Here is a 25,309-nt window from a genome sequence, read left to right as displayed (position 1 = left end):
ACAGCAAACTGTAGGTCCTTATATTTTGGTGCGGTTGGAGGGACTTGAACCCTCACGAGCGTACGCTCACCACCCCCTCAAGATGGCGTGTCTGCCATTCCACCACAACCGCATGGAATACAAATGGTGCCTCAGGACAGAATCGAACTGTCGACACACGGATTTTCAGTCCGTTGCTCTACCAACTGAGCTACCGAGGCACGTTTTTTTGTAAAAAAAAATGGCGACCCCGATCAGATTTGAACTGACGATCTTCGCCGTGACAGGGCGACATGTTAACCGCTACACCACGGGGCCGCGTATCAACTCTCGTTGACTACTCGTATATATTAACATGAGGTAACCTACTATTGCAAGTACTTTTTTCTAATTTTTTGATGAATTTTTCTAAAATATGTGAAATTTAGAACTATCTACTAAAAATCGCAAATATTAGCCATTTATTTTCAGTATGCTTGAATATACTTCAAATTATGCCTATAATCATAGAAATTAAAATCACCATCACCTATAAAACGGATGCTTTTCTGATTTGTGACTTTGTCACGAACCAGCTTAAGGATAATAATAAAATTGGCACCTAAAATTCTACAAGGGAACTTTAGGTGCCAATTCAAATATAACTATACTAAATTAATTATTATATAGTATTTCTACAGATATGATACTAATTATAAATGATCCCAAGGACCATCACGCAAGTCTTGTTCCCAATAATACTCAACCTTCATATCACTGCGTTTAACCTTATCAAACATCTTAGAACGTGCCGAAGTCATCGCATTTTCACTATGTTTACCACCAAAGTACGCATATCTAGACTTACCTAAAGTATACATAACAGATACATAAGGTTCTACAGAACTAATGTTACTTTTACCAATTCCTAAGTCTACAGAGATATGAGGCGTCACATTCATTTTAGCGCCTACCTTTAGCCCATGTATGGATTGCCACTTATGTTGGTCAATATAGAACATCTCTGTTGGATGTTCTCCTGGTGCTTTTGTTTTCCAATGATATCCTTCCACATAACTAGATAGCCAACGAGCATTCTTATAATCTCGTGTATACCGTATATCAAAGCCATCCAATACATGTTCATAAGAATATCGGGGTGTTCTACGAATACCATCAGGTGGTGTACTAAGGCTATCATGGAAATCTATTGCCCGTGGTACTTGACGCAAAGGTGTGTTAATGTCATAAGGTCCCACCTTTTTTTCTGATAGTCCATGGTATACATTGACACTAATCGTATTTAGACCAGCTACATATTCTAATCCTGCACTAATACGAGAAAATTTATTCTTAAAAGCATAGTCATAGAATACATTGGCACCGACGTAGGCATGCTCATGTGTACTAAGACGACGATAGCCAATACCAGCAGTACCGACAACACCAAGAGTATCATGTTCTACTACTTCACCTTTATCAATATAACTTCCTTGACCGTCAATTCTTCCAAGATCTGCGTCCGACCCATTCCAATATGTAGTAGTGGAAACTTTTTCGCCACCATTACCATCTAAGCGACCTTGTACAAACACCACGGATTTTCCATCTTTACCATATTGTTTTATGGGTTGTAATGTTTCTATAAAATACTTTGAGTTCATTTTCTGCTTAGAGTTATGATTCCGGTAATGAAATCGTGAATCATAGCTTAGATTATTATCGGTCATTTGTTTATTAGGCATTGCATAATCATGATAAGAATCTTCCTGAGTCCCTTTGAAACCAATACCTATATCCGTACGATCCATCCAGCTTGATTGAACATTTTCCCCATTATCCTTATCTGCTGCTAATGCGCATGTAGCAAAGCTACACGTTAAAGCCGTGCATACTAAAGATTTGATAATAACCCTTTTACTAACCATAATCTACCCCTCTTTTATATGAAAATTTCATGAAAGATACTTTTATTATATATCCTTTAGTCAACTAAAGCAATAATATATCTTATCCACTTTACAGCATATATATTCTTTATAGTTTATTAGTGCATATATTTGAAAGTTCTATTATTTTAAGTATCACTAATTAATAATTATAGTGAAGGACCTTTGACTATGATAAAATAAATATATATTATATAAATAATAAGAATGTAATATAAAATACTTTGGAGCAATACAATGAAATCAAAATCACTTATAACCATCTTAATTATTGCTATTGTTGGTGCCTTAGCAGCTGCGTGGTATTTCATGTGGTACATTCCCCACACACCAGCTTATACGCTAAAAATTATCCATCAAGCCGTACAAGATAAAGATGCAGATGAAGCCTTACGTCATATAGATACGAAATCTATTGTAAAAAATATATTAGAACGGGAAGGCAATAAATATATAGATACATCCAATCCATTTGGCAAAGCTACTATTGCAGCAGCTAAAACATTTGGTCCATCTTTAATTGAAGATGTGATGCGAAAATATATCGAAGATCCAGATAGCTTTAAATCTCAGCCAGCTACAACAGACACTAGTAATACGGCTCAAAGTGATGACAACATGTCCATGGTCGATCGCCTTGTGGATGGCCGTCTCTTCAAAGCGCATGATGTAGAGGTTAAAAACATTAAATCTGAAGACGATGGAGATACAGCTACCGTAACAGTAACAATCCAAAATAATAAAAAAACCATGACAAAAGATATCCGAGTTTTAATGCGTCACTTAGGTGATGGCACATGGGTTATTTACGATATTCCAGACATGGAAGACTTATATACAGTGACTCGTAAATAGCAAATAAAAAGTAATAAATAATAAGCAACTATTAATTTATACAAAATCTAAAAAGGACAGTAGATACTAAAATAGTATGTACTGTCCTTTTATCATTGCCTATTATCTATTGCTTATTACCTATTCTATTACCGATCAAAGTCCACAATAGCCAGTGTTACGGTTACTTGGGAAATAAGTCGCTCTGCATCGTCTATCATATCAAAGCGCCACACATGGGATGTTTTCCCTTTTACCAGTAATGTGCCGTGAGCTGTTAAAGCCCCTTCACATCGTACAGGGCGCAAGTGGTTGGCCGTAATGGATTGACCTACGCCAAATTTATCCGGTCCAATGAGTTCGTTACTCATCATGCCGGAAATGATTTCAGCAAATGCCAAGGTGGCTCCACCGTTTAAATAGCCTTGAGGCTGTTTGTGGAATTCTCCTAAGTTCATTTTTGCAATGCATGTAGTATCGCTCGTCATACGAGGTGCTTCAATTTGTAAGGATTCTATTAAATTCATAGTGTTCGTTTCTCCACACAATACGCTTCTAGTCTATCATCAAAGACGGTTACACCTAGTCCATCCCCACCAGGGACGTGCATAACCCCATCTTTAAATGTTAAATCTGGATAGATGAGATCTCGTTCAAAATATCTATTAGAATCAGATAGGTCTCCTGCCATATAGGAATCACCTAGAGCCGCTAGTTGAGCGTGCAACATTTTAGAAATGCCCGACTCTACCATGCTCCCCACCCAATACGGAATATGGAATTCTCTACAAAGATTAATAGCTGCTTTAGTAGGTACGAGACCTCCCATACGGCCTACTTTTACATTAAGTACATCAATCAAACCATATTCAATAGCATAGGATAAATCATCATAACCCAATATAGATTCATCTAAACAGATAGGCGTTTCAATATGCCAATCATCGTTATTGAGGTGTTCCCACTTCCACTCCTTATAGGATTGAAGCGTTGTTATAGCAAAAGGCTCTTCTATACAAGCTAACTTCAAATCGTTAAATTGACGGACCTTATCAATATCATCATAAGAATAGCTTTGATTCGCATCGGCTGCCAAGACTAAATGGGGATAGTGTTTGCGAATTAAACTTATTCGTTCATAGCCATCTATAGGATTTACCTTTATTTTAATGCGCTTACAACCATTTGCCACATGAGCTTCTACGGCATCTAGCAATTGTTCCATCGGTACATCACCGATAACAACACCACTTTCAATGGTATCTTGTAAGGGCTGCCCCATAATATAAGAAACAGAGTTCACACCCAGTCTCTCACAATGAAGATTAATAAGGGCATTTTCTAAGGCCGCAATGGTCATTGGCATATGATCTCGATTTAGCCAGAACTGCAACTGCCGTACATAGGTCATAAGCGGTTTAGGCCGCATCATGCGCAAATTAAAGATATAATCATCTACTAATGTTTTCCAACATGTATCTACGGTTTCCGCTGTATAGAATGGGTCTGTGAAAGCTACACACTCACCATAACCGACATAACCTTGTTGGTCCTCGATACGAATGACAACGGTCTCACGTTCCTTTACCTCACCCTTAGCGGTTTTAAAGTTAAACTTCATTGGCAACTTGAGACGATATGTAGTTATACTTTTAAAGTTTAAAATATCATTCATAGGCGCCTCAATCTTCTAAACGTAGTTCATTACGCACAATTTTACCTGTGCCATTACGAGGTAATGCAGGTAAAATTTTTACATATTTAGGAATTTTATACTTCGCCAAAGAATTAGTCATAAAGGATAGAATCTCATCAGACGTCATGCTTTCACCATCGTGAAAAGCCATAAAGAGTGCTGGTACTTGTCCCCATTTAGGATCAGGTACAGGTACAACGGCACATTCCTTGACTGATGGCAATGTGTAGACTAAATCCTCTAATTCCTTAGGATAAATATTTTCGCCACCAGATATGATAATGTCTTTGCGGCGATTCAGAATATATACAAATCCATCTTCATCAACATAGCCGATATCGTCTGTATTAAGATCGCCATTAATAGGCTCCTTGTCGATATACCCAGTCATAACCATGGGACCTGTCAAATGGATTTCCCCTACTCCATCCGCATCAGGATTATCAATGCGAATCTGCATTCCTGGTAATGGTCTGCCTACGGAATCTCGTTTATGAGGGTAATCCAATACAGCGAATGTAACGCTTTGACTAAAGGTTTCCGTCATGCCATAGGTCTTGTAAATTGGCAGCGATTTCTTTTCACAAGCATCGATGAGAGCCATAGGAATAAACTCGCCACCTAGCAAAATAACGCGTAATGTATGATGTGTAATCTTCGGTTCTAATTGAGTCAAAATTGTAGGCACGAGAGACATCATATTGATTTTCTCAGATTCAATGAGTTCTAAAACCTTTATCTCATCGTATTTAGGCAATATGGTAACTGCCGTACCATTATAAAGGGAACGCATCAAGATAGATAAACCACTTACATGGAACAGAGGTAATACCATAAGCCAATTATCTTGTTCGGTTTTACCTAACACCTCTTGAGACGCTTGTACATGAGCTCTAATTTGTCCCCATCGAAGGGGTACTGATTTAAACTGACCTGTTGTAGCACTAGTATTCATAATGGCTACAATGTCTGTAGCCTCAAAGTTCCAATCAAAAGTGTCCTCTAAATTCAGATTAGACAGAATGGATTCTAGCGGTTCAAACTCAATGGCACGTAGTGAACTAGGCAGTTGATTACGCCGTTCTTTACTATGTAATACGGTAGTGATACCTAATTGTTTCAATTGGTTTTCTATCTCACTGGGCTTAAGATGTACATTAAGTAATAGTACCTCTTTATGAGCTAGCATAGTTGCCAATACATAGATTGCCATCGTCACGGAGTTATCCGATAAGATAGCTATGCGAGAGGCTTGTAGGGGCTCTAATTTACGAGCTACATGGAGTACGCCAAGGTATATATCGTTATAGGTATATTCGTTTATACATATGCGTTCAGGATAGTGCTGTGCACCATACCGTAACCATTCCATCGTCTCACCTCGTATCCAAAGATAATGCCTTATGATTAATGATTAATAATCACAGATATTACAAGAAAGGCGCCTCATATAGAGGCGCACTTGTCATTTTTACAATACATTCCATCCCTAGTACTAGACTAGTACCTCTATTCCGATTAAGGGAATTTAGGGAATTGTTTGAAGTTCGGTTTACGTTTTTCTTTGAACGCATCACGGCCTTCTTTTGCTTCATCGATTGTGTAGTACATCAATGTTGCATCGCCTGCGAATTGTTGTAAGCCTGCAAGACCATCAGTATCGGCGTTGAATGCACCTTTCAACATGCGCAATGCCATTGGGGACAATTCAAGGATTTCGCTACACCATTGAACTGTTTCTTCTTCCAATTTGTCGAATGGTACGACACAGTTAACCATGCCCATTTCATAAGCTTGAGCAGCTGTGTATTGACGGCAAAGGAACCATACTTCGCGTGCGCGTTTATGACCGATCATGCGAGCCAAGTAGCCTGCACCATAACCAGCGTCGAAGGAACCTACGCGAGGACCTGTTTGACCGAATTTAGCATTTTCAGAAGCGATGGTAAGGTCACATACGATGTGCAACACATGACCGCCACCAATAGCAAAACCATTAACCATAGCGATAACAGGTTTTGGGATAACGCGAATTAAACGTTGCAAATCAAGAACGTTCAAACGAGGTACATTGTCTTCGCCTACATAACCACCATGACCGCGTACACTTTGATCACCACCGGAGCAGAATGCTTCTTTATCTTCACCTTGACCGTGGTTTGCACCAGTCAATACAATTACGCCTACTTCGTTATCTTCACGAGCTACTGTGAAAGCATCGATTAACTCCATAACAGTTTTAGGACGGAACGCGTTACGTACCTGTGGGCGATTTATAGTAATCTTTGCAATACCATTATATGTTTCGTAAATCACATCTTCATAATTACGATCCAATACTTTCCAATCAAATTTGCTCATGGACTTAACCTTTCTTCTGTAAAAAATCTAATACCGCTTGTTCAAACATCTGCGGTTTTTCTATATGTACATTATGCCCCGCCCCTTCGACGATGACATGTTTAAAGTTTGGCAACTTGCCAAATACATCTCTTCCTATTGTAGTATATTTTGTATCTAATGCGCCACTCACATATAAGCCTTCAACAGAGAATTTTTCTAATTTATCCCCCACATACAGCATCACACCTTGACCTGAGCCACGCAAGGTACAGGCTAAGGCGTACGTACTATTATTGGAACGACGTAGATAGATTAATTCCTCTACGCCCTCTGAAAGTTGCTTTTGACTTTCAAAAATAGGAGCCTCCGCCCAACGTGTAGCAAACCAAGCACCATCATGGTCTTCGATGCGAATTGCTAGGTCTTCATCGGCCTTACGACGCTCTGCTCGCTCATCATCAGAGGCGATGCCTACAGAGCCACTTTCAAGGATGAGCCCTTTGATTTCACTTTCATATTCCAAGGCATAAGAAAGCGCTATGCGGGCCCCCATGGAGTAGCCCATGAGATAATATCTATCACCTACCATATGATAGATAACAGTATGCAAATCCTCTATCATTTTAGGAATTGTATAAGCCTCACCCTCTTCAGGAATATCAGAATCACCATGACCAATCAAATCGATACGGATTAAACGATAGCCTAGCAAGTTAATGGAATCCCAAGTATAACTAGATTCAGAAAATCCATGAAAACACACGATAGGCTCCCCATCGCCTACCACAGTCAAGCCATAGCGATAGTCGCCTAAATCAAAATACATACGTTGCGCGGGATTGCGTAGAGCATTATCTACAATACTGCAAAAATACTGACTCATAGTAATGCCTCCATATCAACTGAAACCTTCGTATATTTTTTATGCAATTCTCTGCTATATTCCCTATTTGTAGGAATTTCAATGATATGAACGCCTGATTCTTGACCAATCTTAGCCAATACAGAACTCAACTCATCGGGGCTGGAGATTTTTGTGTAGCCACAGCCATAGAGTTTGGCAGCCCCACTGTAATCTAAGCCTTGTGATGTGGAGAACAAATAGTCAAAATGCTTTGTCCCCTTTTGAGGTAAGTATTCAAAAATACCGCCTCCATCATTATTATGCAAAATAATGGTTAAGTTTAAATTATGAGTTTTAGCTACAGCCAATCCATTCAAATCATGGAACAAGGATAAATCCCCAGTTACTAAATATGTAGGTCTACCATTTGCTGCTAGCCCTAGAGCCGTAGAAATAGTGCCATCAATACCATTGACGCCTCGATTTCCGTAAAGAACCGCCTTAGATTCTCCACTAAACCAGAAGTAATCAAAGTCCCGAATGGTCATACTATTGGCAACAAAAATTTGTCCATCTTCAGGAATCTGTTTTTGTAGCTCCCGTATGGTTCGGCCTTCAAAGCAATGAGGCTCATCGATAGTCGAGCTTAGTTGTTTCTTACCAGCTTGATCTAAACGTCGCCATATGTTTAAGTACGTATCAGAGTTATTGTTTTTTCCATATACATGGGTAAAGACATCAATACTAGCTTGCACATGCATCGTAGTTTTACCTGTAGGATTCATGGAGTCCATTGTAGAGTTAACCTCGATGTACTCCACATCAGTCCAGCTAGCAATCATCTGTTGCACTCGTTTTGACACAACAATTTGGCCAAACTGAATCACACAATCTGGTTTTAACTCATGCCAAAGAGCTTTCCCTGCTAACAACGCATCATATGTAGAAATCACAACTTTAGATGTACCGCATCCCCGTACATTAGATAGGGGATCCGCCAAAATAGGAGCTTGTAAAGCCTCCCCGAAGGAACGAATCATATCAGCCTCATCTACATCAATTTGAGGGCCTGCTAGGATAAGGATACGCTCATACCTTTCAAGCAAGTTATTTCCCTCACCACAGGCAAATATGTCACTATAGTTTGGCTTAACCACTTTAAAGGAACTGCGACCAGCCTCAAAATGGTTACGGCTCAATTCTGGCACCAATGGTTCAAAGAGAGGCACATTAATATGGACTGGCCCTTTTTTAGTATCCATCGCTTTCATATACGATTTACGAGCCACTTGGCGAGGATATGTATAGTAATGAGCCTCTTGAGGCACAGCTAATTCTTCAAAATAATTGACCGCAGTGCCAAAGATTTTGTGCTGATCTACAGTCTGAGGAGCCCCTACATGCAATAATGTATGAGGTCTATCAGCAGATAGTACAATGAGCGGTACCCCGCTATATTGAGCTTCCAAAATAGCTGGCAAATAATGAGCCACAGCAGAACCAGAAGTACATACGAGTATAGTTGGTTCCTTATGTGCCTTTGCAATGCCTAGAGCCATAAAACTAGCAGAGCGCTCATCTATATTCATATAGGTTTCAAATCCTTCATGCTCCTTGAACAGCATGGCCATCGTCGTAGAACGAGAACCAGGGCTAAACACCGCATGACGGACGCCGAGTTGATAGAACTCGTCTACCAAGGCAGCAATATATTCATTCATTATATTCCCTTTCAAACACCCCTAAAGGTACGGAAACAATTATAAGGCATCAAGAATGGTGCGCATTTTATTATTAGTTTCAGCGTATTCTTCATCCGCATCAGAATCGGCTACAACACCACATCCTGCATAGGCATACAATACATTATCCATGATAAGAGCAGATCGAATAGCAACTACAACGATGCCGTCCCCCATATCTTTCATAAAGCCAAAAGGGGCTGCGTACATGCCACGTTCATGAGATTCATACTCTTGTAATAAGGCTAGCGCCTTTTCTCGAGGTTCACCACCAAGGGCTGGTGTAGGGTGTAATAACTTAGCCCAATCCACAAGAGATTTTGTACTATCCTTTGCGGTAATTATGGTACGCAAATGATAGAGGTGCGACAACTCCATAATGCCGGTTTCCCCCACCGTAACATGTGGAGTAATTTGTCTCATCGTATTCACGATACGATCGCGAACGATATTATGTTCTACAAGATTTTTCTTATTAGTTAGTAATTGTTCCTTAGTCCACGCATTAGGACCATCCTTTGGAGCAGTGCCCGCTAAGGCATAGCTTAATATTTCACTGCCACGATGGCGGACTAAAATTTCTGGCGATGCCCCTACAAAGGTACGCCCATCCTTTTCATAGCCAAAGATAAAGCAATTAGGATTATTATCCACTAAGTTAGCCAAGATACTTGACACATTATATGGTGTTTCGCTAGTGAATTCGACCTCACGAGAGGAGACGACCTTAGTCATCTCACCGCTGTTAATACCATTGGCAATAGCATTCATCAAACGGTTCCAATCCGCCTTATCATCACTGGTTTCATTGTAGTTATGATGAACTCGAGGTACCTCATAATTCTCAATAGGTACACTTTCACCAGCATGTAGATAGAAGGACTCTCCATTTTCTACGATGTAATAATGGGTAAAAGCAATCATTTCATGGCCCATATTAGACCATTTAGGGTCTTTTACAGTATCAAAAAAAGTATCCCCATAAAATACATAAGCGTAATTATGGCGATCGTTATCATCTTTAACCGTCGCTAGACGTTTAGCGCCCACAACGATGCGGTCACTTTGGCGATCCACCCAAAACACACGTTCTTCATTGGGGAAATTCATCCAAAATGATACCGGACTATTCAGTTTTAACGGTTCTTTGTTATATTTCATAGTTGTATGTCGCTATACAAAAATAGACTATAGTAAAAACACCTAATATGTAGAAGATGTACTTCTACATATTAGGCGCCATCAATAGGTTTCAAAATTTTGAGATGAGCCTAACGCCATCACACGTCGATGGGCCCTCTTTATATCTACATTATTATAACATAGGTAACCATTAAAAGGTAGAAAATAAAAACCTCTACACCACATGCGCTATGCATAAATGTAGAGGTTTTTATATTTTTGAAATGCTATTGTACTATTTTAAATACATATTTACATAATTTAAAAGACCTTTAGTTTATTTGAAAGCTTTCGCCCCAATATCTGTACGGTATTGCATGCCCTCAAAATCAATGTGTTCTATACGTCCATAAGCTCTATCGAGCGCTGTTCTAAGGTCTTTACCAAGACCTACAATGCCAAGAACGCGGCCGCCATTTGTGACATATTCGTCTCCAATAAGTTTTGTACCAGAGTGGAATACGATGGTTGTATCATGTTGTTTAATATCACCATGAATCATATCACCCTTGGAGGATGTTTCAGGATACCCTTTAGAAGCAAGAATGACACAAGCTGCCGAGGAGTCTTTCCATTTCACCATATTAGCTGTTAATGTGCCTGTGGCACAAGCCATCATAATTTGACCTAAGTCACTATCGAGTAATGGCAATACTACTTGTGTTTCAGGATCGCCAAAGCGGGCATTAAATTCTACAACCTTAGGGCCTTGAGATGTAATCATAAGACCTGCATAGAGACAGCCCACATAAGGCATTCCCTCTTTCTCCATGGCAGCTACCATAGGTTCTAAAATTGTCTTCATCGCTTCATCCCGCAATGCATCAGTGAGCACTGGCGCTGGTGCATAGGTGCCCATGCCCCCTGTATTAGGGCCTTCATCACCATCATAGATACGTTTATGATCCTGGGAAGCAATCATAGGCACTACCGTCTTGCCATCTACAAAGGCAAGCAAGCTAGCCTCTTCGCCTTCCATGAATTCTTCGATAACAACGGTGCTACCAGCGTCCCCAAAGCGATTACCGCTAAGCATGTCTTCTACAGCTGCATTCGCTTCTTCGATGGTCATAGCCACCACAACGCCCTTGCCAGCCGCCAAGCCATCAGCTTTCACCACGATAGGAGCACCTGTTTGACCGATAAATTCTTTTGCTTCATCCACCTTGTGGAATACACCATAGGCAGCAGTCGGTATGTTATATTTTTTCATAAGGTCTTTGGCAAATACCTTTGAGCCCTCTAGTTGAGCAGCTGCTTTAGATGGGCCAAATACAGGAATTCCAGCTGCATTGAGTGCATCTGCTAGTCCTGCTACAAGAGGAGCCTCTGGACCAACAACGACTAAATCAACGTGACTATCTTTCAAAAAACGAATTAAATGATCGCTTTGCTGCCAATCAATACCGACTAGCTCTGCACAATCTGACATAGCCGCACTGCCAGGAATGGCATATACCTTTGTTACGCTAGGGCTGATGGACAATCGCCATGCCAATGCATGTTCGCGGCCGCCGCTACCGATTACACATACTTTCATAAATCCTCCATCGACGCCTAAACGCCATCAATACATCATTTATGTAAGCACCTATATCCTCTATAACCATCATTACACATCAATGATTACGAGCTAGTGCTCGACTGTAACCCTCAATCAGGCTAAACAAATTAATGTTTAAAGTGACGAATGCTTGTAAATACCATAGCAATGCCTGCTTCGTCGGCCGCCTTGATGGATTCTTCGTCTCGAATAGAGCCACCCGGTTGAATAATGGCTGCAATACCATGTTTTACTGCTGTTTCTACAGTATCCCCAAATGGGAAAAATGCATCAGATGCTAATACGGCCCCTTTAGCGGCTTCACCAGCTTGTTCAAGAGCAATTTTTGCAGAACCAACGCGGTTCATTTGACCCGCCCCAACACCGAGGGTACGTTTTTCATTGGAAATCAAAATCGCATTGGATTTTACGTGTTTTACGAGCTTCCAAGCAAATTCAAGAGCTTTCCATTGTTCCTCTGTTGGCTGTACCTTTGTAACCACTTTATAGTTAGCGCGGTCTTCTTGAATATCATCTTCTGTTTGCACTAATAGACCACCAGAAACCTTTTTCACTGTTACTTGGCCAGATTCAGGTTTAGATAACTCGATGAGGCGAATATTTTTCTTTCCTTCAAGGATGTCTAATGCTTCTTTTGTGAAAGCAGGTGCCATAATGACTTCTAAGAAAATTTTACTCATTTCTTCTGCCGTAGCAGCATCTACTTCACGGTTTAAAGCAACGATACCACCAAAGGCAGATACAGAGTCTGCTTCGTAGGCATTTACATAAGCATCATGCAATGTTGTTGCTGTAGCTGCGCCACATGGATTTGTATGCTTAATGATACATGCTGCAGGATCGGTAAATTCCCACACCATATTCCAGGCCGCTTCCATATCTACGATGTTGTTATAGGAAAGCTCTTTGCCATGGAGTTGTTTCAAGGCCCCCATGCCATGAGCTTTGCCAATTTCTTTGTAGAATGCTGCTTTTTGATGCGGATTTTCACCATACCGAAGGTCAGTTACCTTTTCATAAGCACTTAAATATTCAGGTGGTGTAGGACCTTCGTCTAAGACACCACTCATATAGTTAGCAATGGCTACATCATAAGCTGCAGTATGAGCAAAGGCTTCCTTTGCAAGACAAAAACGATATTCTTTAGGCAATTCACCATGTTCTTTAAGCATAGCTAAGATTTCATCATAATGATTTGGATTTACAACGATACCCACGTACGCATGGTTCTTCGCAGCAGAGCGCACCATGGTAGGGCCACCGATATCGATATTTTCAATAGCTTCCTCTAAGGATACATTTGGTTTGGCAATGGTTTCACGGAATGGATAGAGATTGACTACTACTAGGTCAATTGGTTCAATACCATGATCAGTCATAGCTTTTTGATGTTCAGTATTATCGCGAATTGCCAAAATACCACCATGAACCTTGGGATGCAATGTCTTTACACGGCCGTCCATCATTTCAGGAAAACCAGTCAAAGTCTCAACTGCTTTTGCTGCAATGCCTGCATCGGTTATGGCTTTAAGGGTCCCACCTGTGGAATAAATGGTTACACCTAATTCAACTAATCCCCTTGCAAAGTCTACAATACCTGTTTTATCAGAAACACTAAGAAGTGCATTTTTAATCATCTAACGTCTTCCTTTGCTTACACATCAATCTTCAATATATACAACGCGACCTTTTATGGTGAGCTTATCCTCACAAAATAGTTGCAATGCCTCTTTATACGTTTTATGTTCGATAGGTAATAATCTATCACTCAAAGTATCCTCTGTATCATCGGGTAATACAGGAACCGTATTCTGCATAATGATAGGCCCCGTATCCATTCCCACATCAACAAAGTGTACCGTACAGCCCGTAATTTTTACGCCTCCGTCAATGGCTTGTTGATGACCATGAAGGCCTGGAAACGATGGTAACAGAGCAGGATGAATATTTAATATACGATGTTCATATCGCTCTATCAAAGGAGCACCTACAATACGCATATAGCCTGCCAAGACGATACCATCAATCTTATAAGGCTCTAAAGCATCTAGTTGAGCCTGTTCGAAGCTAGCTTTAGAATCATAGTCGCTACGTTCCATAACAATAAGTGGAATATTCCAAGATTTAGAGCGTTCCACAATTCCTGCATTGCCGTGATCTGTAATGATTACAACAAATTCACCATTAATATAGCCTTCTTGCATGGCCTTATACAGTGCTTCACCATTAGAACCACGACCACTGGCAAAGAGGGCTAATCTCTTTTTAGAATTACGCATCGAACTCAGCCCCTTTAAGGACAACAGGGCCATCACCACTTACAATGCAGCCAATTTCATATACCGTTTCACCACGACTAGAAAGGTTTTCTTTAACTGTTTCTACATCCTTTTGATCAACGATAACAATCATACCAATGCCCATGTTGAACGTACGGTACATTTCAGGCCAGGCAACATTGCCCCATTCTTGTAGTTTTGTAAATACAGGTAGTCGTGGCCATGTAGTGATATCTACCTCTGCAGTAACACCTTTTGGCAATACACGAGGAATGTTTTCGTAGAAGCCACCGCCGGTAATATGAACCATACCTTTTACAAGCTGTTGTTCAATCAATGGCAATACAGCTTTAGGATATAAACGAGTAGGTGTCAATAATTCTTCGCCTAAGGTTTTACCAAACTCTGGAATTTTTGTATCCATAGATAATTGTTTATGGTCAAATACAATTTTACGAACCAAGGAGAAGCCATTAGAATGTACACCAGACGATGGTAGACCTAAAATTACGTCGCCAGCTTTGATACTTTCACCGGTAATCAATTTAGGACGATCAACGATACCAACGGCAAAACCAGCCACATCGTAATCATCGTTATCGTAGAATCCCGCCATTTCAGCAGTTTCACCGCCTAGTAAAGCACAGCCGGACTCTTCACAAGCTTCTGCCACACCGCGCACAATATCTGCTACTTTCACAGGATCAAGTTTACCCACTGCAATGTAGTCGAGGAAGAATAAAGGCGTTGCACCTTGCACAAGAATATCGTTAACACTCATGGCTACGCAATCTTGCCCAATTGTATCATGCTTATCCATCATGATAGCTAAACGTAATTTGGTACCTACCCCATCTGTACCGGATACGAGCATAGGGTCAGACATAGAGTGACCAGCTAAGGAATAGAGGCCCCCAAAACCACCTAAATCACCTACAACACCAGGTGTATAGGTGCGTTTTACGGATTCTTTCATCAATTCTACTGCGCGATTACCTGCATCAATATCAACGCCTGCATCGCGATAGGTTAAACTAGTTTTATTCGAGTACATATTTGACCCCTTCCTCTTGTTCCGCAGGAACCTCTACACTGTAATCACCATTAAAGCAAGCAAAACATAAATCATTAGGCGCTATATCAGATACAGCGCGACATAAGCCTTCACGAGATAAATAATGTAATTTGTCAGCATGAATATAATCTTTTATTTCATCTACTGTATGTGTAGCAGCAATGAGCTCTTTACGCACCGACGTATCAATACCATAGTGACAGGAATACTCAATTGTTGGTGAGCTTACACACATGTAAACCTCTTTTGCGCCTGCTTCCTTTAGCATTTTAACGATAATACCACTCGTAGTACCGCGTACAATAGAGTCATCGATAAGGACAATCCGTTTGCCCCCTACAATGTGGGGCAATGCATTAAGCTTCATATGAACAGCTAATTCCCGTTCCTCTTGATTTGGCTTGATAAAGGTACGACCGCTATATCGGTTTTTCACTAAGCCTTCTGCAAATGGTATGCCCGATGCACGAGCATAGCCTAGTGCAGCTGTAGTGCCAGAGTCAGGAATAGACATAACTATATCTGCATCGTATTTAGTTTCATTATATAATTCACGCCCCATATTAAGACGAGATTGATATACCGATTGACCATCGATATGGCTATCGCCACGGGCAAAATAGATATATTCAAAGACACAAAGCTTTTTATCAATTTTCTCTGGTTCTGCATAGATAACACTACGTACACCAGAGTCATCGATAATTACCATTTCGCCTGGATCGATGTGACGAATAAACTCGGCTTTTATAGCATCTAAGGCACAGCTTTCACTAGAGAGAACATAGCCATTTTCCGTTTTACCTAAACAAAGAGGTCTAAAGCCTTGGGGATCACGCACACCTACCAAGGAGTCGTTCGTAGTAATAACGAGAGAGAAGGCTCCTTCAATTTGACGTGCTGCATCGGCAATGCGTTCCTCTTGTGTCTCAGCTTTAGAGCGAGCAATGAGGTTTACGATAACCTCAGAATCCATTGTCGTTTGAAAAATGGAACCATCCGCTTCAAGACGTTTACGAATGGCTAGGGCATTCGTTAAATTACCATTGTGAGCCACTGCAATTTGACCGCCTTGGTAATGAATTACTAAAGGTTGGATATTGCGTGGATTGTTGGAACCTGTTGTAGAGTACCGCACATGACCAGTCCCCATATGGCTTGGTAAGGATGGTAGTTCTTTAATGGCCTCAGTCAACAAGCCCATACCTTTTTTTAGTTCTACATCATGACCATCGGTAACGGCAATGCCCGCGCTTTCTTGACCACGGTGTTGGAGCGCAAAGAGGCCCCAATATACATAGCGTGCTACATCAACGGTTCTATCATAGATACCGAATACACCACACTCTTCATGCCATTTATCAAAAACTGGATCGTAGTTCATTGTGCCCCCTTAGGCGCGTTCGCCAGTAAGACGGAATAACATTTCCTTGTACGCTTCTTCAATATTGCCAAGATCTCGACGGAAACGGTCTTTGTCGAGTTTTTCACCTGTTGTAGCATCCCAGAAACGGCATGTATCAGGAGAGATTTCATCGCCTAATAATACTTCACCATTATGTGTACCAAATTCTAATTTAAAATCTACAAGGGTTACATTTTTAGTAGCCAAGAATTTTTTCAAAATATCGTTTACTTTTAACGTGATAGTAGAGATTACATCAAGTTGTTCTTGAGTAGCCCAGCCAAGTGCTGTGATTTGGGATTCATTAGCAAATGGGTCACCTAATTCATCATTTTTGTAGCAGAATTCAAGGATTGGATGTTTAAGAGGAGTACCTTCTTCAATGCCAAAGCGTTTAGCCATAGAACCAGCTGCAATGTTACGAACGATAACTTCTAGAGGAATGATATTCAATGTAAGTACTGTTTGATTACGATCATCTTCGCGACGAACGAAGTGAGTAGGTACGCCTTCTTTCTTCAATAATTCAAAGAAGAAGGAAGAGATTTTATTGTTCAATACGCCTTTGCCAAGGATGGTATCATGCTTTTCACCGTTAAATGCAGTAGCATCATCTTTGTAATGAACGATGTACTCGTCTTTGTTATCTGTTTGATATACTTGTTTTGCTTTACCTTCATACAATAATGTTAATGTTTCCAAGTTGATGTTAGCCATGATGTGTCTCCTTTTACTCTTATCTACTCAAAGATGTATAAATGATGATGTAAACGCTTCAAACGATTATAGTTTAATGGCACCTTGTAATTTAGCATTGTCCGCTAATACTTTTTCAGCCATATCTTTGCGATACTGTACATATCGGTCTTTCAATTCTTTGTTGAAAGCTGCTCCAATTTGGACTGCAAAAAGTGCTGCATTTTTAGCACCATCTACAGCCATAGTTGCTACAGGCATACCAGATGGCATTTGAACAATAGCAAGCAAGGAATCGATACCTTTTAAAGCTGTTGCATTAAGAGGAATTCCGATAACAGGCAATGTAGTGAAGCTAGCTACTACACCTGGTAAGTGGGCCGCTGCACCAGCACCAGCTATAAAAGCGATAGCCCCTTCATCTTCAAGTCGTGTAACAAAATCCTTTACAGCTTCAGGTGTACGATGAGCTGAAGCAATAACCATTTCATAAGGAATGTTAAATTCATCAAGTACGGCAGATGCCTTTTTCATTGTGTCTAGGTCAGACTTGCTGCCCATAATAATACCGACCTTCATAGATCCTCCTAATAAAAAAGCCCAGCCGAAACAGACTGGGTCAAATGCGCACAAATAGCCGCCGTAGACTTGCTTTGAGTTTGTTGATTTGCATAGTTCACGGTGCTACCTCCTTCTTGTACACAAATTGTAACACCTAACATTTACAAAATCAACACTATTTTCGAATATTATTTAATTAATTATTTTTATTATTCGTTATATTCCGAACTATTTAAAAATATTGAATTCAATTATATCTACTTTATTCAAATTGGTTGATTACAAAAATCTACACATTTTATACAAAGCCATTCCTTCAGTAAACTCTTTACTTTATAATATTCATATATGTTTTCTACACAGTAAAAAGAGGGTATCCTATCTATAAAGATAGGACACCCTCTTTTATTTAATTTCCGAACATTATGCCAGTTAATCTATATTTGTTATTGATTAGTGAGTACCACTTTCAAAAGCAGCTTTCAACTCACCTACAGCTTCAGGTACATAATCTACAATAGAAGACATTAATGCATACATTAATGCAGGTTCAAACGCATCATCACCACACATATATACGCAGTCCAAATATAGGCTGGAGTCTTGTTCATCAATATAAAGTTTATAGTTTTTGTATGTCGCATTATCTCGATTGATCAACGCATTTAAGGCAGCCATGTTTTGTGCAGTTACCTTTTCAGGGCCCAACACTAAACGAATAACACTGTAAATACTGTTATCAAGAATGACAAATAACGGCATATCCCACAACGGGGATTTAATGTAAGAACGGTATACAACAGTACCGTCTTCATCATCAAAATCCTTACGTTCAAAGGATGTGATTTCTTCGTCTTTTAAAAATTTATCAAATAATAACGCTTTAGGATTCATAACAACCTCTATTAAGCTAAACCAGCTACTTTAAGAATGCCTTTATGCACAGCATCTAAGTGTGGTTGAACAACTTCAAGCAATAAATTAACTACTACTGTAGGATCAAACTGTTCTGTCAAACCAGGAACAGATACATCCATATAGATGTTATTATCTTCATTGCTTACATAGTATTTAGATACTTTATAATCTTGATTTAATGTGTTAAGTTCTTTTAACACAGCAGGAATCACTTTTTCATCAATAGATGTTGTTGTGATAGCTATGCGAGCATAGGAGAATGCAGAATCATCCACAACGATGAATACAGGCAAGCTATGCTCATGAACATCCAAACGGCCGTGATAAACGACTGTATGAAGATCATCTGTCATTTCTTCCTTTGTAAACCAAGAGTTACCACCTTTGTTTAGGTCAGCGATGAGTAAGTCGAATTTTTCTGCTTTTTGATTCATAATTCCCTCTACAAATAATCAGACTATTAGTCTTCGATAAATACACAACCATTGTCTTTAAATTCTTTAATACGAACTAAAGACTCTACACGATAACCTGCATGTTCAAGGCGTTCGCGACCAGGTTGGAAGGATTTTTCGATAGCAATAGCCATACCTACCACTTCATCACCTGCGTCTTCTACCAATTTAGCAAGGCCCATAGCCGCCTCACCAGATGCCAAGAAGTCATCGATGATTAACACTTTTTCACCAGCTGGCAAGAATTTTTTAGAAATAGTAATATCGTAGTTTTCTTCTTTTGTGTAGGAGTACACCACACTATGATATACATCGTCTACCATAAGAATAGATTTTTTCTTACGTGCAAATACTAATGGCACATCAAGTTCAAGCGCAGCCATCAATGCCAATGCAATGCCAGATGCCTCAATAGTAACAATACGTTGTACCCCTGCATCACGGTAACGATCAGCAATTTCTTTACCGATTGCTTTAAACAATTGTGGATCGATTTGATGATTTAAAAAACCATCGACTTTTAGCACGCGATTATTGAGGACAATCCCCTCTTCACGAATGCGTTGTTTTAATAATTCCATGTGCTCTTACCTCCGCAGTATAACTATCTTTAAATTTTAACGTAAATAACCCCTTAGGGTCAACCTATATCAAGTAAAAGCCTTAACAATATGACTAATACAATAACGATCAAAGAGACTTAAAAACTTTCAACTCTGAATTATAAAATTCAACAGGTTTATAACAATATAATATAGCATAGATAAGATTAGTCTAAAATATAAAAAGACACACTTTCTGAAATTTATCAAAAAGTGTGTCTTATAATTATAAGACCTTATCACGAGTGCTTTCACGATTAATAAGCAAGGATGTGAAGCGCGCAGCCCCTTCAGATTGAGGTACCAAACGAGAACGGACAAGTACAATATCACGGGTCGGTACAGGGATATCTGTATCGATACGCACGATGGAGCCTTCTTGCATCTTTTGTTGCACCACATGGTTAGGCAACATGGAAATGCCCATATTAATTTCTACAAGATCGAGCAATACATCGACGCTACCAAGTTCAAAACGCGGTTTACGGCATGCGCCATGTGTTACTTCATCAAAGAAGGTACGGCTTGCAGATCCCTTATGTAATAATAAGATAGGCTCGTTAAGCAAGCGACCTTGATCAAAGAACCCTGCCCCTTTATAGTCAGGGCCACCAACAAATACATCTTGAATTGTAGCCAATGTAGTGACCTCTAATTGAGGATTATCACGCAAGCCTTCATAATCATTAACCACCGCTAACTGAGCCTCTTTATTGAGTACCAACTCTACGCAATCAGGGGATGGACGATTAATGATATGCAATCCGATTTCACTTTCTTGCAATTGCCATTTATGGAAATATGGTAATAAGAAATGGCGACATAATGTATCTGTAGCAGCAAGGTTTAAACTTTCATAAGCTTGGCTAACACGTTCTTGTAATTGAGTCACCCCATTATCAAGGATGGAGAACGCTTTAGCTACCGTATCAAACAATTCTTTACCTTCCGGCGTGAATCCTACAGATTTTGTAGTACGCACGAAAAGAGGCATATTCAGTTCCCCTTCTAATTGTTTAATGCTTTGACTGATGGCGGATTGAGACACACCTAGTTCTTTTGCGGCACGAGAAAAGGATAAATATAAGCCTACCCCTAAAAAGGTTCTATATAAATCTGCAGATACTGCCATTTTATTCACCTCTGTTATATACTAATAGTAACGTCTTACTTTTAACTATACATATCATTTATTATATTATAACGATGAACTCTCAATATATAATGAATATGTAGAAATCTTCATGAAATCCAGGTCCTATGACCTTCATGAACCTTTCATATTTATTAGTATTTCTAATCTTTTCATAAGTAAGATTATCTTTACTTATAAGTCTAGACCGACTATACTTAATTTGTCAATATCCCATAGGGAATTATATACATTACAGGAGGCTACAATGGCTATACAACGATTATTCGTAACAAAACGAGAATCTTTCAACCAAGAAGCACAACGCATGTTACAAACCTTACAACAGGAATTATCTATGCCTGCTACAGGAGTAACCATCTACGAGCGATATGATATCGAACATGTAGATGCAAAAGATTTAGAGGCTGCAAAAAATCTTATCTTCTCCGAACCTCCTGTGGATACAGTATTAGAAGAAATTCCCGCTGTACAAGGTTTCGTATTCGCTGTTGAATATGTACCAGGTCAATACGATCAACGCGCCGATAGTGCTGAGCAATGTATTTCTATGCTAACCCTTACTTCTGGCCATATTGTTCGCTGTGCCCGTGTATTTGCTATCGAAGGTACTTTCACAAAAGAACAAGAAAATGCCATCAAAGCATACTACATTAACCCTGTTGATTCTCGTGAAGCAAGCCTTGAATTACCTAACACTTTGGCTCTCAATTTAGAGGACCCAAAACCAGTAGAAACAATTAATGGCTTTACGACAATGAGCGATGCTGAGTTAGAAGGACTTATCAAAAACTATGGTCTTGCTATGACATTGGCGGACCTTCAAATGATTAGACAACAATATGCAGAGGTAGAACACCGGGATCCTACGATTACAGAAATTCGCCTCTTCGATACATATTGGTCCGACCACTGCCGTCATACCACATTTATGACAGAGTTAACGGATATCTCTATCGAAGCGAGTCGCTTCACAGGCCCTATTGAAGAAGCCCTCGAAGAATACATGGAAGGTCGTGCTGAGCTCTATACAACTAAGAAAAAAGCTCGTTCCCTCATGGACATGGCTACACTAGCCGTAAAAGAATTGCGCCATGCTGGTGGTTTAACAAATCTCGATGAATCCGATGAAATCAATGCATGTACTATCATCGTTCCTGTCGATGTAGACGGAAAGACTGAAGAATGGTTGTTATTATTCAAAAATGAAACCCATAACCACCCTACTGAAATCGAACCATTCGGCGGTGCTGCTACCTGCTTAGGCGGTTGTATCCGCGATCCATTGAGCGGCCGCGCCTATGTATACCAAGCAATGCGCATCACCGGCTCTGGCGATCCACATACGAGTCTCGAAGATACATTAGAAGGTAAATTACCACAAAAGAAAATCACTCAAGAAGCAGCTCGTGGCTATTCCTCTTATGGCAATCAAATCGGTCTTGCTACAGGTGAAGTAAAAGAATATTACCATCCTGGATACGTAGCAAAACGCATGGAAATTGGCGCTGTTATCGGTGCAGCTCCACGTAATCAAGTACGCCGCGAAGTACCAGTTCCAGGCGATGTTGTAGTATTGCTTGGTGGTAAAACTGGTCGCGATGGTTGTGGTGGTGCTACAGGTTCCTCTAAAGAGCACACGGTAGAATCCCTTTCTACATGTGGTGCAGAGGTTCAAAAAGGCAACGCCCTTACGGAACGCAAAATTCAACGTCTCTTCCGTCGTGGTGAAGTAACTACCCTTATCAAACGTTGTAATGACTTTGGTGCTGGCGGTGTATCCGTTGCCATCGGCGAATTAACAGATGGCGTAACTATTAACCTTGATTTAGTGCCTAAAAAATACGCTGACCTTGATGGTACAGAATTGGCGATTTCTGAATCTCAAGAACGTATGGCTTGCGTTATCTCCGCTACCGATGTAGATGCATTTAAAGCATATTGCGACGAAGAAAACTTAGAATGTACAGTTGTAGCTGATGTAACTGATACAAATCGTCTAGTCATGAACTGGAATGGCGAAACAATTGTAGATATTAGCCGAGACTTCTTAAATACAAATGGTGCAAGCCAACAGCAAGAAGCTATAATAACAGCTCCAGCGGATCGCTCTTACTTCTTACGTGGTTCTTCTAGTGCAGATAACTTTAAAGAAAAATGGCTCGCAGCCGTATCCGATTTAAATACAGCTTCCCAACAGGGCTTAGCAGAACGCTTTGACAGCACTGTGGGTGCTAATACTGTGCTCATGCCATTTGGTGGCAAATTCCAGAAAACACCGACTCAAGGTATGATCGCAAAATTACCTGTATTAAATGGTGAAACTACTACAGCTAGTATCATGACACATGGCTTTGTACCAGAATTATCTGCTTGGAGCCCATACCATGGCGCACAATATGCTGTACTTTTATCTGTCGCTAAATTAGTAGCTCTCGGTGGTCGTCGTGAAGATGCATACTTAACATTACAAGAGTACTTTGAACGCCTTAACTCTAAGGAATCTTGGGGCAAACCTGTAGCAGCCCTTCTCGGTGCTTATAAAGCACAAAAAGAACTTGAAATTGGCGCTATTGGTGGCAAAGACTCTATGAGCGGTACATTTATGGACCTTACAGTTCCTCCTACGCTCGTATCCTTTGCAGTTGGTACAGCTCATGTAGACAATATCGTAAGTCAGGACCTTAAAGGCGTAGATCATCGCCTCGTATTCTTCGATGTGCCTCGCATGTACGACGACACTCCAGATTGGGATTGTTTCAAAGAAAATTGCGATACCTTGCAAGAACAAATTGAAAAAGGTCGTGTTTACTCTGCTTATGTAGTTGACCAAGGCGGCATCCCTGAAGCTGTAACAAAAATGGCTCTTGGCAACAACATCGGTGTTAAATTCGATAAATATGCTGAACGAGGTATTTTCCAACCTGCTCTTGGTGCATTTATCGTAGAGGTAGACATTAAAGCTGTTAACTATCTCTTAGAGTTACCAGGTTTAAAAGTAATCGGTGTAACACAAGCAAATCCAGTTATTGAATGGGCGGATCAATCCGTATCACTCAAGGAGATCCAAGCAACTTATGAAGCTCCACTCAACGATATATTCCCTATGCATGCTCCAAATGGCTCTGGAGAAGCAGTAGCGTACATTCATGATCAACACGCTAAACCTCGCAGTACATCCTTAGGTGCCAAACCAAAGGTTCTCATCCCCGTATTCCCTGGTACAAACTGCGAATTTGATGCGGCTCGTGCCTTCGAACGAGCTGGGGCCGAAACAGATATTGTAGTCATTCGTAATCAAACACCAGAACAATTAAAAGAATCTATCGATGTAATCAAAGCTAAATTAGCAGAATCTCAAATTCTTATGTTCCCTGGTGGTTTCAGTGCTGGCGATGAACCAGATGGTTCTGGCAAATTTATGGCTACCCTCTTCCGTAATCCATACCTTGCTGAAGGCCTAGAAAATCTCTTGTACAAACAAGATGGCCTTGTACTTGGTATTTGTAACGGCTTCCAAGCACTTATCAAATTAGGCTTGTTGCCAGGTGGCCATATTGAAACCTTAACTGCTGACCATCCTACTTTGACGTACAACACAATTGGTCGTCACTTGTCTCGTATGGTTAACACTAAAGTTATTTCTACAAAATCTCCTTGGATGAGCGATGCTAAAGCAGGCGAAATATACACTGTACCTATCTCTCACGGGGAAGGTCGCTTCATTGCATCCCCTCAACAAGTATTGGAATTCAATAAAACTGGTCAAATTGCTACACAATATGTAGACTTTAATGGTATTGCATCCATGGATAGCCGCTTCAACCCTAACCAATCTGTAGCTGCTATCGAAGGTATTTATAGTCCTGATGGTCGCGTATTTGGTAAAATGGCACACTCCGAACGCTGTGGTACAGGAATTAGCAAAAATATTCCTGGTCAATTAGAGATGCCAATCTTTACATCTGGTGTAAAATACTTTAAATAATTTATGACTATTCTTTCATGTGAAAGCCTACTCCTTGGGGTAGGCTTTTCAATATTGATTTTTTT

At 40.1% G+C, this 25,309-nt stretch carries 21 protein-coding genes and 3 tRNA genes; 2 read left to right on the top strand and 22 right to left on the bottom strand.

Annotated features, from left to right (window positions below):
* Window positions 1-26: 26 nt before the first annotated feature.
* The 4 genes from O3607_RS06010 to O3607_RS05995 form a co-directional block, all read right to left on the bottom strand.
* Window positions 27-112 (bottom strand) — tRNA-Leu (locus O3607_RS06010).
* A gap of 12 nt (window positions 113-124) precedes the next feature.
* Window positions 125-200 (bottom strand) — tRNA-Phe (locus tag O3607_RS06005).
* Between the two features lie 21 nt (window positions 201-221).
* Window positions 222-297: transfer RNA gene (locus O3607_RS06000), tRNA-Asp, on the bottom strand.
* A gap of 374 nt (window positions 298-671) precedes the next feature.
* The gene (locus O3607_RS05995) at window positions 672-1,886 is read right to left on the bottom strand and encodes an inverse autotransporter beta domain-containing protein (protein WP_227283578.1); all 1,215 of its coding nucleotides are present in this window, start codon (window positions 1,884-1,886) and stop codon (window positions 672-674) included.
* A gap of 258 nt (window positions 1,887-2,144) precedes the next feature.
* On the opposite strand from O3607_RS05995, the gene O3607_RS05990 reads away from it, so the two are divergent.
* On the top strand, window positions 2,145-2,762 hold the full coding sequence (locus O3607_RS05990) for a hypothetical protein (RefSeq protein WP_371443554.1): 618 nt from the start codon (window positions 2,145-2,147) through the stop codon (window positions 2,760-2,762).
* A gap of 128 nt (window positions 2,763-2,890) precedes the next feature.
* On the opposite strand, the gene O3607_RS05985 is transcribed toward O3607_RS05990, so the two are convergent.
* The 18 genes from O3607_RS05985 to O3607_RS05900 all read right to left on the bottom strand — a co-directional run bounded on the left by O3607_RS05985 (window position 2,891) and on the right by O3607_RS05900 (window position 21,235).
* A complete protein-coding gene (locus tag O3607_RS05985) occupies window positions 2,891-3,268 on the bottom strand; it encodes a PaaI family thioesterase (RefSeq protein ID WP_314096733.1) in 378 nt (125 codons plus the stop codon).
* Window positions 3,265-4,416 (bottom strand): o-succinylbenzoate synthase, encoded by a 1,152-nt coding sequence (gene menC, locus O3607_RS05980; RefSeq protein ID WP_371443553.1) that lies wholly within the window; start codon window positions 4,414-4,416, stop codon window positions 3,265-3,267. Before menC ends, O3607_RS05985 begins: the two co-directional genes overlap by 4 nt.
* A gap of 7 nt (window positions 4,417-4,423) precedes the next feature.
* On the bottom strand, window positions 4,424-5,809 hold the full coding sequence (gene menE / locus O3607_RS05975) for an o-succinylbenzoate--CoA ligase (RefSeq protein WP_371443552.1): 1,386 nt from the start codon (window positions 5,807-5,809) through the stop codon (window positions 4,424-4,426).
* Window positions 5,810-5,955: 146 nt separating this feature from the next.
* The gene (gene menB / locus O3607_RS05970; RefSeq protein WP_316066211.1) at window positions 5,956-6,798 is read right to left on the bottom strand and encodes a 1,4-dihydroxy-2-naphthoyl-CoA synthase; all 843 of its coding nucleotides are present in this window, start codon (window positions 6,796-6,798) and stop codon (window positions 5,956-5,958) included.
* Window positions 6,799-6,802: 4 nt separating this feature from the next.
* The gene (gene menH / locus O3607_RS05965) at window positions 6,803-7,663 is read right to left on the bottom strand and encodes a 2-succinyl-6-hydroxy-2,4-cyclohexadiene-1-carboxylate synthase (protein ID WP_316066210.1); all 861 of its coding nucleotides are present in this window, start codon (window positions 7,661-7,663) and stop codon (window positions 6,803-6,805) included.
* Entirely contained in the window at window positions 7,660-9,345 is a 1,686-nt protein-coding gene (gene menD / locus O3607_RS05960) for a 2-succinyl-5-enolpyruvyl-6-hydroxy-3-cyclohexene-1-carboxylic-acid synthase (protein ID WP_316066209.1), read from the bottom strand. The genes menH and menD overlap by 4 nt, the downstream gene beginning before the upstream one ends.
* Before the next feature lie 39 nt (window positions 9,346-9,384).
* Window positions 9,385-10,527, bottom strand: coding sequence for an isochorismate synthase (locus tag O3607_RS05955; RefSeq protein ID WP_371443551.1), 1,143 nt, complete (start codon window positions 10,525-10,527; stop codon window positions 9,385-9,387).
* A 298-nt stretch (window positions 10,528-10,825) separates the two neighbouring features.
* Window positions 10,826-12,088: a phosphoribosylamine--glycine ligase gene (purD, locus tag O3607_RS05950; RefSeq protein ID WP_371443550.1), complete on the bottom strand. Its 1,263-nt coding sequence runs from the start codon at window positions 12,086-12,088 to the stop codon at window positions 10,826-10,828.
* Window positions 12,089-12,219: 131 nt separating this feature from the next.
* The gene (gene purH / locus O3607_RS05945) at window positions 12,220-13,749 is read right to left on the bottom strand and encodes a bifunctional phosphoribosylaminoimidazolecarboxamide formyltransferase/IMP cyclohydrolase (protein WP_371443549.1); all 1,530 of its coding nucleotides are present in this window, start codon (window positions 13,747-13,749) and stop codon (window positions 12,220-12,222) included.
* 24 nt (window positions 13,750-13,773) lie between these two features.
* Window positions 13,774-14,391, bottom strand: a complete 618-nt coding sequence (purN, locus tag O3607_RS05940) for a phosphoribosylglycinamide formyltransferase (protein WP_371443548.1) — start codon at window positions 14,389-14,391, stop codon at window positions 13,774-13,776.
* On the bottom strand, window positions 14,384-15,445 hold the full coding sequence (gene purM / locus O3607_RS05935) for a phosphoribosylformylglycinamidine cyclo-ligase (RefSeq protein ID WP_371443547.1): 1,062 nt from the start codon (window positions 15,443-15,445) through the stop codon (window positions 14,384-14,386). The genes purN and purM overlap by 8 nt, the downstream gene beginning before the upstream one ends.
* The gene (gene purF / locus O3607_RS05930; RefSeq protein ID WP_371443546.1) at window positions 15,432-16,850 is read right to left on the bottom strand and encodes an amidophosphoribosyltransferase; all 1,419 of its coding nucleotides are present in this window, start codon (window positions 16,848-16,850) and stop codon (window positions 15,432-15,434) included. The genes purM and purF overlap by 14 nt, the downstream gene beginning before the upstream one ends.
* Before the next feature lie 9 nt (window positions 16,851-16,859).
* Window positions 16,860-17,588, bottom strand: a complete 729-nt coding sequence (purC, locus tag O3607_RS05925; RefSeq protein ID WP_229025353.1) for a phosphoribosylaminoimidazolesuccinocarboxamide synthase — start codon at window positions 17,586-17,588, stop codon at window positions 16,860-16,862.
* 66 nt (window positions 17,589-17,654) lie between these two features.
* Entirely contained in the window at window positions 17,655-18,146 is a 492-nt protein-coding gene (purE, locus tag O3607_RS05920; RefSeq protein WP_371443545.1) for a 5-(carboxyamino)imidazole ribonucleotide mutase, read from the bottom strand.
* Window positions 18,147-18,581: 435 nt separating this feature from the next.
* Window positions 18,582-19,022 (bottom strand): hypothetical protein, encoded by a 441-nt coding sequence (locus O3607_RS05915; RefSeq protein WP_024064650.1) that lies wholly within the window; start codon window positions 19,020-19,022, stop codon window positions 18,582-18,584.
* 11 nt (window positions 19,023-19,033) lie between these two features.
* Window positions 19,034-19,480 (bottom strand): hypothetical protein, encoded by a 447-nt coding sequence (locus O3607_RS05910; RefSeq protein WP_024064651.1) that lies wholly within the window; start codon window positions 19,478-19,480, stop codon window positions 19,034-19,036.
* A 26-nt stretch (window positions 19,481-19,506) separates the two neighbouring features.
* Window positions 19,507-20,082 (bottom strand): xanthine phosphoribosyltransferase, encoded by a 576-nt coding sequence (locus O3607_RS05905; protein ID WP_105085269.1) that lies wholly within the window; start codon window positions 20,080-20,082, stop codon window positions 19,507-19,509.
* A gap of 247 nt (window positions 20,083-20,329) precedes the next feature.
* Window positions 20,330-21,235, bottom strand: a complete 906-nt coding sequence (locus O3607_RS05900) for a LysR family transcriptional regulator (protein ID WP_024064082.1) — start codon at window positions 21,233-21,235, stop codon at window positions 20,330-20,332.
* A 268-nt stretch (window positions 21,236-21,503) separates the two neighbouring features.
* Between O3607_RS05900 and O3607_RS05895 the strand changes: the two genes are divergently transcribed.
* Entirely contained in the window at window positions 21,504-25,244 is a 3,741-nt protein-coding gene (locus O3607_RS05895) for a phosphoribosylformylglycinamidine synthase (protein WP_371443544.1), read from the top strand.
* Window positions 25,245-25,309: the final 65 nt, after the last annotated feature.

Source organism: Veillonella sp. 20925_1_51, assembly GCF_041431445.1.
Taxonomy (GTDB): domain Bacteria; phylum Bacillota; class Negativicutes; order Veillonellales; family Veillonellaceae; genus Veillonella; species Veillonella nakazawae.
This window is presented reverse-complemented; position numbering and strand designations above follow the sequence as displayed.

Bases quoted from the DNA above. Each gene is read 5' to 3' on its own strand.
- O3607_RS05995 (WP_227283578.1), bottom strand. From the start codon at position 1,886: ATGGTTAGTAAAAGGGTTATTATCAAATCTTTAGTATGCACGGCTTTA.
- O3607_RS05990 (WP_371443554.1), top strand. From the start codon at position 2,145: ATGAAATCAAAATCACTTATAACCATCTTAATTATTGCTATTGTTGGT.
- O3607_RS05985 (WP_314096733.1), bottom strand. From the start codon at position 3,268: ATGAATTTAATAGAATCCTTACAAATTGAAGCACCTCGTATGACGAGC.
- menC (WP_371443553.1), bottom strand. From the start codon at position 4,416: ATGAATGATATTTTAAACTTTAAAAGTATAACTACATATCGTCTCAAG.
- menE (WP_371443552.1), bottom strand. From the start codon at position 5,809: ATGGAATGGTTACGGTATGGTGCACAGCACTATCCTGAACGCATATGT.
- menB (WP_316066211.1), bottom strand. From the start codon at position 6,798: ATGAGCAAATTTGATTGGAAAGTATTGGATCGTAATTATGAAGATGTG.
- menH (WP_316066210.1), bottom strand. From the start codon at position 7,663: ATGAGTCAGTATTTTTGCAGTATTGTAGATAATGCTCTACGCAATCCC.
- menD (WP_316066209.1), bottom strand. From the start codon at position 9,345: ATGAATGAATATATTGCTGCCTTGGTAGACGAGTTCTATCAACTCGGC.
- O3607_RS05955 (WP_371443551.1), bottom strand. From the start codon at position 10,527: ATGAAATATAACAAAGAACCGTTAAAACTGAATAGTCCGGTATCATTT.
- purD (WP_371443550.1), bottom strand. From the start codon at position 12,088: ATGAAAGTATGTGTAATCGGTAGCGGCGGCCGCGAACATGCATTGGCA.
- purH (WP_371443549.1), bottom strand. From the start codon at position 13,749: ATGATTAAAAATGCACTTCTTAGTGTTTCTGATAAAACAGGTATTGTA.
- purN (WP_371443548.1), bottom strand. From the start codon at position 14,391: ATGCGTAATTCTAAAAAGAGATTAGCCCTCTTTGCCAGTGGTCGTGGT.
- purM (WP_371443547.1), bottom strand. From the start codon at position 15,445: ATGTACTCGAATAAAACTAGTTTAACCTATCGCGATGCAGGCGTTGAT.
- purF (WP_371443546.1), bottom strand. From the start codon at position 16,850: ATGAACTACGATCCAGTTTTTGATAAATGGCATGAAGAGTGTGGTGTA.
- purC (WP_229025353.1), bottom strand. From the start codon at position 17,588: ATGGCTAACATCAACTTGGAAACATTAACATTATTGTATGAAGGTAAA.
- purE (WP_371443545.1), bottom strand. From the start codon at position 18,146: ATGAAGGTCGGTATTATTATGGGCAGCAAGTCTGACCTAGACACAATG.
- O3607_RS05915 (WP_024064650.1), bottom strand. From the start codon at position 19,022: ATGAATCCTAAAGCGTTATTATTTGATAAATTTTTAAAAGACGAAGAA.
- O3607_RS05910 (WP_024064651.1), bottom strand. From the start codon at position 19,480: ATGAATCAAAAAGCAGAAAAATTCGACTTACTCATCGCTGACCTAAAC.
- O3607_RS05905 (WP_105085269.1), bottom strand. From the start codon at position 20,082: ATGGAATTATTAAAACAACGCATTCGTGAAGAGGGGATTGTCCTCAAT.
- O3607_RS05900 (WP_024064082.1), bottom strand. From the start codon at position 21,235: ATGGCAGTATCTGCAGATTTATATAGAACCTTTTTAGGGGTAGGCTTA.
- O3607_RS05895 (WP_371443544.1), top strand. From the start codon at position 21,504: ATGGCTATACAACGATTATTCGTAACAAAACGAGAATCTTTCAACCAA.